Genomic DNA, 10,047 nt, shown 5'->3' on the forward strand with positions numbered 1-10,047 from the left:
CAAAGTCACTTTTCCCTTGACAAAGTAGCCCCAGGTACGCGTAGACCACATCCGGGTGAGTGACCGTGGGTTGATGTACACCGGGAAGCGAGGAACGAGTCAAGCGCTTGGCAATCTGGGTATGGGAAAGGAGCAAGCCAATGAGGGCAAGACCGGAATGAGCGGTCAGCATCTCCACGGACTGATCCAGTTGAAAACGTACGGGTTTCATCAATGGCACCTCCGGGGTGAGTTAAAGAAATACGGGAATTCTTCCCTTTTTCCTTATTTTACTTTACCGGCGGCTCATTTTCTAACTTTTCTATGATTTCATTTCACGGATTCAGGAAATTGATAGTACATCTCGAAGCCCCGCATGGCCTCCAACAGGAAAAGCCGGCAGCCTCCCTTACGACTGCCGGATTATGATGCGGGGCCCGAACCGTCTGCCTCGCCGGCTGCCGGGTGAGCTTCTCGAATGACCCGCATCGGGTTGCCGGCTACCATCTGGCCGGGCAATACATTTTTATGGACGACCGTTCCCGCCGCGATCACCGCATGATCGCCGATCGTCACGCCCGCCAGAATGGTGCTGTTCGCCCCAATCATCACATGGCTGCCGATGCGGACCTTCCCGAGACGGTACTCCTTTGTCAAATACTCATGGGCCAGCAGTGTCGAATTGTAGCCGATAATCGTGTTGTCCCCGACCTCGATATATTCCGGAAAGAAGACATCGACCATGGCCATCAGCCCGAAGGCCGTATGGCGGCCGACTTTCATCTTCAGGAGATGCACATAAATCCATCGCTTGAGCCGCACCGAAGGGCAGTAACGGGCGAACTGAATCCAGATGAAGTTCCAGACGCCCTTCCAGGGGCTTACCGATCGGTAGATTTGCCACAGGCTGTTCGGCCCTTCGACAGGATGCCGCTCCAGATCTCTCACTTGGATTCCCGCTCCCATCCAACGAGTGTCAAAATATCGCGCATATCATGTATGATATGGCGCGGTTCGTATTGGCGAAGCACCGCTTCGCCCTTCAATGACCAGGCGACGCCGCAGGAGATCGCGCCGGCCGCATTGGCGGCCTGGATATCGGCCGGGCTGTCGCCCACCATAAGCGTCGTCGCCGGGTCGGCCTTCAGCTTCTCGATGGCGAGCAGCACCGGCTCCGGATGCGGCTTCGCATGCTGGACATCGTCGATCGTCACGACGACGCCCATCTGATCCAGCAAGCCGAACATGCGCAAGGCCCGTTCCGTCGTCTCGCGCATCTTCGTCGTGACGATGCCGAGTTGGATGCCGCCCTCGTGCAAAGCGCCAATTACGTCCTTCACATGCGGGAACTCGCGCACCAGCTCATCATGCCGCGATATATTATAGCGGCGGTAAGCGGCTTTGAGTTCCTCCACATCGTCCAAGCCGCTGAACTTCCGCAGTTGATATTCGAGCGGCATTCCCATGCTCGGAATAATCTGCTCCCGTGTCAGCGGGGTCGGCGTGCGCTCCAGCAGCACATGCAGGAAAGTCTCGATAATCAGTTCATTGGTATCGATAATCGTTCCGTCCAGATCGAACAATACTGTACGAATCATGATGCTATTTCTCCTTTATGTCACGTTCCTCTTCCGCCGCCGCAGGCTGCTCCGCCGGTTCAGGCTGGTCCTCGGCCCCGTCCCGGGAAGAGGAAGCTTGCTCATCGGACTGCGGCTTCGCCGGAGCTTCCGCCTCCGTCTTGCTTCCGGCGCCGTTCGCGCCAGTCTGCGCCGCTTCCATAAGCGGGGCGGACTTCGTCGATACAATCGGATCTGCATACAGCGCCTTCGAGGCGCCGGTTACCCGGCGGATAATGATAAGCGCGAGGCCGCCGACGATCAGGAAGATGGCCAGCAGCTGCGAAATCCGCACATTGCCGTAATTCGGATCGAGATACCCCGGCTCGAATACGAGCCGCATCGGCGACCATAGCGTGCCAATAATCGATTCCACCCATCCGGATCCTTGGTAGGCCAGACTGTCGGTGCGCAGCCCTTCGATGAAGAACCGGCCGATCGAATACCAGATCAGGTAGCCGATGAACACTTCCCCGCTGCGAACGCCGCGAAGCCGGCGGAAGCCGAACAGCAGCAGCACGCCGACGAAGCTCCACAGCGACTCATACAGGAAGGTCGGGTGATGGAAGGTTCCGTTCACATTCATCTGGTTGACGATGAAGTTCGGCAGATGAAGCGTGTCGCGGAGGAACCCTTCGGTTGTCGGTCCTCCGTACGCTTCTTGGTTGATGAAGTTCCCCCAGCGCCCGATCGCTTGTCCAATCAGCAGGCCCGGCGCGCAAATATCCGCGATCCGCCAGAAGGAATACCCCTTTTTTCGAACATAGATAATCCCGCAAATCACGGCGCCAATTAATGCGCCATAAATCGCAATTCCGCCATGCCAGATTTTAAAGATTTCCAATAAGTTGTCTTTGTAATCATCCCATTTGAAGGCAACGTAATAGATACGCGCCCCGACAATGGCGGAAGGCACGCCGAACAGCAGCAAATCCATGAAAAAATCTTGAGAAATCCCAAATCTTTTGCCTTCCCGAATTGCCAGCAGCAAGCCGACCACCGCGGCTGTGCCTAATATAATGCCATACCAGTGCACCTTGATCGCGCCGATCGAAAATGCCACCGGATCCAGCAACATCGTTGCCATCCATCCACACTCCTTACGGGTTGAGATTGCAAATCTCAATCAAAGTCTTCCATATCCTCGGCGATCGTCTCGGTGAGCTTATTCGTGAATTGAAGCGCCGCATTGTAGCCCATCCGCTTCAGGCGGAAGTTCATCGCAGCCACCTCGATGATAACGGCCAGGTTCCGTCCGGGACGAACCGGCACGGTGACGAGCGGCACATCCGTCTCGATAATGCGCGTCGTCTCCTCATCCAGGCCAAGACGGTCGTATTGCTTATCCTGCTGCCAATTCTCCAGGCGAATGACGACGCTGATCCGCTTATTGTTGCGGATGGCGCCGGCTCCGAACAGCGTCATTACATTAATGATGCCGATGCCGCGAATCTCAAGCAAATGCCGGATTAATTCGGGTGCCGAGCCATGAAGCTGGTTGTCCGATGTCTGCCGAATCTCGACCGCGTCGTCGGCGACCAGACGATGGCCGCGTTTGACCAGTTCCAGCGCCGTTTCGCTTTTCCCGATGCCACTGCCCCCGGTTATGAGCATGCCGACCCCGTAGACGTCGACCAATACGCCATGAATCGTCGTCGTGGGCGCCAGCTTCTTCTCCAGGAAGCTCGTAATACGGCTGGAAAGAATCGTCGTCGCCAACTGCGTCCGCAGCAAGGGCACGTCTTCTTCCTGGCATACGTCGATAATCTCTTCCGGCACATCCAATCCCCGCGTCACGATGATGCAGGGCATCTCTTCCGAACAGAAATGATACATCCGATCCCGCTTCTCCTCCGGAGTCAGCGTCTCGAAAAACGCAAGCTCGGTCTTGCCGAGGAGTTGAACGCGCTCCTTCGGGTGATATTCGAAGTAACCCGCCATTTCCAGGCCGGGGCGATGCAAATCATCCACTGTAATCGGCCGCTTCAACCCCGGTTCCCCAGCCAGTACCTCCAGATGGAACTGCTCCACCATCTCGGCCACTTTTACTCTCTTGGCCATTCTGTTCACTCCTTCGTCTCCCGCACTCCAACCGTTCCCGCTCCTCGTCTACGCAGGCTACGAAGTGCCAATTCCTCATTGTAACCATCGTATCGGAAAACGCCGGTCAGATCAATTAGCGCGCAGGGGCACGCTCTTTGATCGGGATTGTTTTTTCATGATATCTTCCAAATATAAAGAGTTTTGTACAGCATCCTCCATATATTGATGTTGCGTATTTACCAAATCAACATTGCTTGCTCTTCTCCTCCCTCCTCCCCGGTCCGGTGACAGGCTTGAAGCCTTCCTCGAAAATGTAACACACAGTGACTGCGGTCACTCTCGTGCTCATGTCGTTTCCGACCTTCTGCCTTGCTCTGGGCTCGATTCTGGTGTTCTCCACACCGCTGCAGCGGTTCCCATCGCCAGATAGGGCAAGCGAGGGCAAGCGCTGCAGAAGGCAGGATCGGACGGCTCCGGCATCTTGCGCCGCCGCCCTTCCGCCACTACATATTGGCAATGACATTCGACGATTGCAGAAACATGTTACCGCCACAACCACGAAAAATTGGTGCGGACCCTGGGCATGCGCAGGGTCTCCCGGCATCGAGTCATTCTCCATCACATGCTGCTGAAAGCGGCACTTTCTTTCTTATCTTATATCGGCATGTCCCTATCATTAACTTTTGCCGGATCGGTCGTAATCGAAACGCTGCTCACCTAGCTCGAACTAAGCATGCTTGCGCTCACCTCGGCCCAAAGCCATGACCCCCCGTGTCCATCTCGATCAAGACAACGGCCCGGAAATGATCTTCGTTAAGGGGAGGAGCAGCTTGCTGTGGGCGCTAAGCGATCAGATGATAATTTGAAGGGGGGCACCTGCGACATATTTACAGTCGCCCCGCTGGATGGAAGAGCTTCACACGTAGACTTCGTTGCACGGCAGGCGGGTGGAAATCATGCCTCGCCGCTATAAATTTTGATGACATCGACAAAAAAGATGTAACTTTGCAGGAATCGCCCTGGACCGGCAGGGCCGACCATGTTTCCGACAGGCTAGGCTCTCCACAAACCATGCTTTCGACACACTATGCTCTTGACAATTTCGACAAACTATGCCCTCGATCGGCCATGCCTATACATATGCCAAAAAGCGGAGGCCCCCAGTTGGGAACCTCCGCTTTCGTTATATCGAATTAGTTTTCGAATACGTTCAATTCGGATTCGGTATCGAAAACATGTACTTTGTTCATATCGATGGCAAGCTTGACGTTCTGACCTTCTCTCGAGTTGGAGCGGCCGTCCACACGTGCGATAACCGTCTCGGAACCGATGCCAGTCAGGTACAGGAACATTTCATGACCCATGTTCTCTGTAACTTCAATCGACGCCGTAAATACCGTGTTCGGCGAAGCTTCCAGGAAGACTGGCTCTTCATGAATGTCCTCTGGACGAACACCCAGAATGACATCTTTGCCGAGGTAGCCTTTTTCCTTCAGCACTTGCGCCTTGCCAGCCGGTACAGCTACGTTCAGACCTGTCGTTCTAAAGCGGGCAGTGCCGTTCTCTTCCACCAGAGAACCCTTGATGAAGTTCATCGTAGGGGAACCGATGAAGCCGGCAACGAACATGTTAACCGGATTATTGTAGAGCACGTCAGGTGCTGCAGCTTGTTGAATAATGCCATCCTTCATAACGACGATACGATCACCCATTGTCATTGCCTCGATCTGGTCGTGCGTTACGTAGATAACGGTCGTTTGCAGACGCTTCGACAATTTCGTAATCTCGGAGCGCATCTGTCCACGAAGCTTCGCGTCCAAGTTGGAGAGCGGTTCGTCCATCAGGAACACTTGCGGCTCACGAACGATAGCACGGCCGAGAGCGACACGCTGACGCTGACCGCCGGACAATGCCTTCGGCTTGCGATCCAACAAATGCTCGATATCGAGGATGCGGGCTGCTTCGCGCACGCGCTTGTCGATGTCTTCTTTTTTGAATTTACGCAATTTCAGACCGAACGCCATGTTTTGGTATACGTTCATGTGCGGATACAACGCGTAGGATTGGAATACCATCGCGATGTCGCGGTCTTTTGGAGCCACGTCATTAACAAGGCGGTCGCCAATGTACAATTTCCCGTCGGAGATTTCTTCCAAACCTGCAATCATGCGAAGTGTTGTCGATTTACCGCAACCGGAAGGACCAACCAATACGAGGAACTCTTTGTCCTTGATATCGAGGTTGATGTCTTTTACCGTTGCATTATCGGATCCCGGGTACTTTTTGTAAATATGCTCTAAGCGAACGCCTGCCATGTGCGTTTCCCCCTTATACGTATATTCCTGAAATCGGTTACCCTTATTGTATCGGAACCCTGTACAAATAACTATTCACAATATGCACAAAAAATGATCGTCTTATTTTGTTACTTTATACAATAGCAATATTAGCTTGACCAAGACCGCGTCGGAAAATTTGCGGACATCGAGCCCGGTTTCATGCTTGATTTTATCCAATCGGTATAAAAGGGTGTTGCGATGGATGTACAGCCGCTTGGCAGTCTCGCTCACACTGCAGTCGAACTGGAAGAAATGCTGCAGCGTCGCCATCGTCTCCGGATCCGCGAAGGCATCCGCCTTGGTGACGACCCGCTGCAGGAACTGCTTCCGCACCTCGTCAGGAATGCTGTTGACCAGCCGCTCCAGATGCAGCTCCCAAGGCAGATGAATATTGTCGGTCACGTGAAAAGCCCGGCCCAAATACAGCGTCTCCCTTAATTGGGATACGACGCCCGGAATGCCCTTCACCGGCGTGAACGGGTACCCGATGGTCAGGTGGCTCTCTCCGACCCATTCGCTTGACAGCAGCTCATAGAGTCCGAGACAGTAGGAGGTCAGCATCTCTTCCATCGTCTCGCGATCTTCGTTCTCGTCTTCTCCGGCACCGGGCTGGGTCAACTGTTCCGGACATAGAATCAGCCATTCTTTATCCGACAGCGGAATGAGAATGACCTCCCCGCCGAAGTAAGAACGGAGCAATTTGCACAATTCTTGATAGGCGGGCACCTCCCGATGGGTATGCTCGGCGACGAGCAGGAACGGCACAACTTGAATGAACAGCTTGCTTTTCAGGGAAAAACTGTCCGGCACTTCCGCATTCCCCTCAGCCTCCTTCACCCGGTCCGCAACCCATTGCCCGAACAAGCGGGCTTGCTGCTCATCGTTACTATGCGTCGCTATCAGCGAAGGCTGCGGATGATGGGCCATCCGCAAAATAAGCTGAAGCCATTGCCGTTCCTGCCCGGCAAACTCCCGGCCTTCCAGCTTCAGTACTTCCGTCGCTGCCTCCCCCGGCTTCCACAGGATATACCAGGCGTTCCCCTGCTTCGCCAGAACCGGCGGCTGGCCGTCCGCCATCGCTTCTTCACCGGTCCATTCCTTCCATGTCGATGAAGGTACGGTCAGCTTCTCCAGAGAGGTATCCAATATATGTTCAATCTGCTGCAGCAGCGCTTGCTTATCCATACCGAATCTCTCCACCCGTCTTATCCTTCTGCGTTATTGTTCCCATTGTATCATATCTGAGAGGCCGTCTTCATATACCATTGGGCGGTGAGATCGAATAACGTGAAGCAAGGCTTCCCTTATCGCCTGCAGATCGCAAAAAGGCCGGGCTTGATCAAATCAAACCCGGCCGAAAAAACAAAAAAACTTCAGTTCATCCACTGAAGTCTTGAAGTAAAAAACTGGTGAGCCATGAAGGACTCGAACCTTCGACACCCTGATTAAAAGTCAGGTGCTCTACCAACTGAGCTAATGGCTCTTACATGGTGGAGGATGATGGATTCGAACCACCGAACCCGTACGGGAACAGATTTACAGTCTGCTGCGTTTGGCCACTTCGCTAATCCTCCATATTTGGATGGTGGCTCGGGACGGAATCGAACCGCCGACACGAGGATTTTCAGTCCTCTGCTCTACCGACTGAGCTACCGAGCCTAATATATAACTTTTCAAAAAAATAAAGTGGTGCACATAATGCGTCGCCACTCTCACGAAAGTTAAAATGGCGGAGCTGACGGGATTCGAACCCGCGTTCTCCTGCGTGACAGGCAGGCATGTTAGGCCTCTACACCACAGCTCCTTAGTGAAATGGTGCCGGCGATAGGAGTCGAACCCACGACCTACTGATTACAAGTCAGCCGCTCTACCAACTGAGCTACACCGGCAAAATATGGTGGACGCTGACGGGATCGAACCGCCGACCCTCTGCTTGTAAGGCAGATGCTCTCCCAGCTGAGCTAAGCGTCCTTATGAAATTGGTAGCGGCGGAGGGGATCGAACCCCCGACCTCACGGGTATGAACCGTACGCTCTAGCCAGCTGAGCTACGCCGCCATATTATAAAGGTTGTAAATCACTGTGGCGGAGAGAGAGGGATTCGAACCCTCGCGGCTGTTACACCCTAACGCTTTAGCAAAGCGCCCCCTTCGGCCTCTTGGGTACCTCTCCACATCGCATGTAAAATGCCTGTCCACCGTATTATACGCGATTCACATGCTCATATCAAGACCTTGTACCTTAAAAACTGAATGCGAAAGTAAAATCATCAAACCATCCGGGATCCCCGAAAAGTAATCGGTGTTGCTGCGACGCTTCACGTCACTTTTTGGGGTGAATTTAGGATAAGCCCTCGACCGATTAGTATTGGTCAGCTCCATGCATTGCTGCACTTCCACCTCCAACCTATCTACCTCGTCGTCTTCAAGGGGTCTTACCAATGTGGGAAATCTCATCTTGAGGGGGGCTTCACGCTTAGATGCTTTCAGCGCTTATCCCTTCCGTACTTGGCTACCCAGCTATGCCTCTGGCGAAACAACTGGTACACCAGCGGTACGTCCATCCCGGTCCTCTCGTACTAAGGACAGCTCCTCTCAAATTTCCTACGCCCGCGACAGATAGGGACCGAACTGTCTCACGACGTTCTGAACCCAGCTCGCGTACCGCTTTAATGGGCGAACAGCCCAACCCTTGGGACCTACTTCAGCCCCAGGATGCGATGAGCCGACATCGAGGTGCCAAACCTCCCCGTCGATGTGGACTCTTGGGGGAGATAAGCCTGTTATCCCCAGGGTAGCTTTTATCCGTTGAGCGATGGCCCTTCCATGCGGTACCACCGGATCACTAAGCCCGACTTTCGTCCCTGCTCGACTTGTAGGTCTCGCAGTCAAGCTCCCTTCTGCCTTTGCACTCTTCGAATGATTTCCAACCATTCTGAGGGAACCTTGGGGCGCCTCCGTTACTCTTTAGGAGGCGACCGCCCCAGTCAAACTGCCCGCCTGACACTGTCCCCGAACCGGTTTCACGGTCCCTGGTTAGAACTCCGATACGATCAGGGTGGTATCCCAACGGCGCCTCCACCGAAGCTGGCGCTCCGGCTTCCCAGGCTCCCACCTATCCTGTACAGACCGTACCAAAGTCCAATATCAAGCTGCAGTAAAGCTCCATGGGGTCTTTCCGTCTTGTCGCGGGTAACCTGCATCTTCACAGGTATTAAAATTTCACCGGATCTCTCGTTGAGACAGCGCCCAAGTCGTTACGCCATTCGTGCGGGTCAGAATTTACCTGACAAGGAATTTCGCTACCTTAGGACCGTTATAGTTACGGCCGCCGTTTACTGGGGCTTCGGTTCATAGCTTCGCCTTACGGCTAACCACTCCCCTTAACCTTCCAGCACCGGGCAGGCGTCAGCCCGTATACTTCGCCTTACGGCTTCGCACAGACCTGTGTTTTTGCTAAACAGTCGCTCGGGCCTATTCACTGCGGCCCCCTCGGGCTATTCACCCTACCGGGGCACCCCTTCTCCCAAAGTTACGGGGTCATTTTGCCGAGTTCCTTAACGAGAGTTCTTCCGCGCGCCTTAGAATTCTCTTCTCGCCTACCTGTGTCGGTTTGCGGTACGGGCACCTTTACCTGGCTAGAGGCTTTTCTTGGCAGCATGAAATCAAGACCTTCGGTACTGTAATTTTCCCTCCCCGTCACAGCCCAGCCTTACGGTCAGCGGATTTGCCTACTGACCAGCCTCACTGCTTGGACGAGCATCCATCTGCTCGCGTCCCTATCCTTCTGCGTCCCCCCATTGCTCATAACGGCTACGGTGGTACAGGAATTTCAACCTGTTGTCCTTCGACTACGCCTTTCGGCCTCGCCTTAGGTCCCGACTTACCCTGGGCGGACGAGCCTTCCCCAGGAACCCTTAGGCTTTCGGCGGACTGGATTCTCACCAGTCTTTTCGTTACTCATACCGGCATTCTCACTTGTGTACAGTCCAGCAGTCCTTCCGGTCTGCCTTCCACCCGGTACACAACGCTCCCCTACCACTGCATCGACTTCACTCCAGCTTCGAAGTAT

6 protein-coding genes, 8 tRNA genes, 1 rRNA gene and 1 pseudogene are annotated in these 10,047 nt (G+C 54.1%); all 16 read right to left on the reverse strand.

The genetic code is table 11. The features are described from left to right. Window positions 1–211: pseudogene (locus ABD76_RS15580) on the reverse strand (IS1380 family transposase); the annotation flags it as partial. Window positions 212–402: 191 nt separating this feature from the next. Further along, on the reverse strand, window positions 403–927 hold the full coding sequence (locus ABD76_RS15585) for a DapH/DapD/GlmU-related protein (RefSeq protein WP_197258178.1): 525 nt from the start codon (window positions 925–927) through the stop codon (window positions 403–405). After that, window positions 924–1,577 carry a pyrophosphatase PpaX gene (gene ppaX, locus ABD76_RS15590; protein ID WP_197258179.1) on the reverse strand — a complete coding sequence of 218 codons (654 nt, stop codon included), beginning with the start codon at window positions 1,575–1,577 and terminating at the stop codon, window positions 924–926. Before ppaX ends, ABD76_RS15585 begins: the two co-directional genes overlap by 4 nt. 4 nt (window positions 1,578–1,581) lie before the next feature. Continuing rightward, window positions 1,582–2,682 carry a prolipoprotein diacylglyceryl transferase gene (gene lgt, locus ABD76_RS15595; RefSeq protein WP_197258180.1) on the reverse strand — a complete coding sequence of 367 codons (1,101 nt, stop codon included), beginning with the start codon at window positions 2,680–2,682 and terminating at the stop codon, window positions 1,582–1,584. A 35-nt stretch (window positions 2,683–2,717) separates the two neighbouring features. Beyond that, window positions 2,718–3,656, reverse strand: coding sequence for an HPr(Ser) kinase/phosphatase (gene hprK, locus ABD76_RS15600; protein ID WP_197258181.1), 939 nt, complete (start codon window positions 3,654–3,656; stop codon window positions 2,718–2,720). 1,175 nt (window positions 3,657–4,831) lie between these two features. Then, on the reverse strand, window positions 4,832–5,953 hold the full coding sequence (locus tag ABD76_RS15605; protein ID WP_197258182.1) for an ABC transporter ATP-binding protein: 1,122 nt from the start codon (window positions 5,951–5,953) through the stop codon (window positions 4,832–4,834). 102 nt (window positions 5,954–6,055) lie between these two features. Next, complete coding sequence (locus tag ABD76_RS15610) at window positions 6,056–7,162, reverse strand: PucR family transcriptional regulator (protein ID WP_197258183.1); 1,107 nt, start codon at window positions 7,160–7,162, stop codon at window positions 6,056–6,058. A 222-nt stretch (window positions 7,163–7,384) separates the two neighbouring features. Further along, window positions 7,385–7,460 (reverse strand) — tRNA-Lys (locus ABD76_RS15615). Between the two features lie 5 nt (window positions 7,461–7,465). After that, window positions 7,466–7,551, reverse strand: a tRNA-Tyr gene (locus ABD76_RS15620). Between the two features lie 9 nt (window positions 7,552–7,560). Next, window positions 7,561–7,636: transfer RNA gene (locus tag ABD76_RS15625), tRNA-Phe, on the reverse strand. Window positions 7,637–7,704: 68 nt separating this feature from the next. Further along, window positions 7,705–7,781 (reverse strand) — tRNA-Asp (locus ABD76_RS15630). A gap of 9 nt (window positions 7,782–7,790) precedes the next feature. Further along, window positions 7,791–7,866 (reverse strand) — tRNA-Thr (locus tag ABD76_RS15635). Between the two features lie 6 nt (window positions 7,867–7,872). Then, window positions 7,873–7,948: transfer RNA gene (locus ABD76_RS15640), tRNA-Val, on the reverse strand. Window positions 7,949–7,957: 9 nt separating this feature from the next. Next, window positions 7,958–8,034 (reverse strand) — tRNA-Met (locus tag ABD76_RS15645). A gap of 25 nt (window positions 8,035–8,059) precedes the next feature. Beyond that, a tRNA-Ser gene (locus ABD76_RS15650) sits at window positions 8,060–8,148 on the reverse strand. Window positions 8,149–8,317: 169 nt separating this feature from the next. Further along, window positions 8,318–10,047 (reverse strand): 23S ribosomal RNA (locus ABD76_RS15655); the annotation flags it as partial.

The organism is Paenibacillus dendritiformis, assembly GCF_015845845.1.
Classification (GTDB): domain Bacteria; phylum Bacillota; class Bacilli; order Paenibacillales; family Paenibacillaceae; genus Paenibacillus_B; species Paenibacillus_B dendritiformis_C.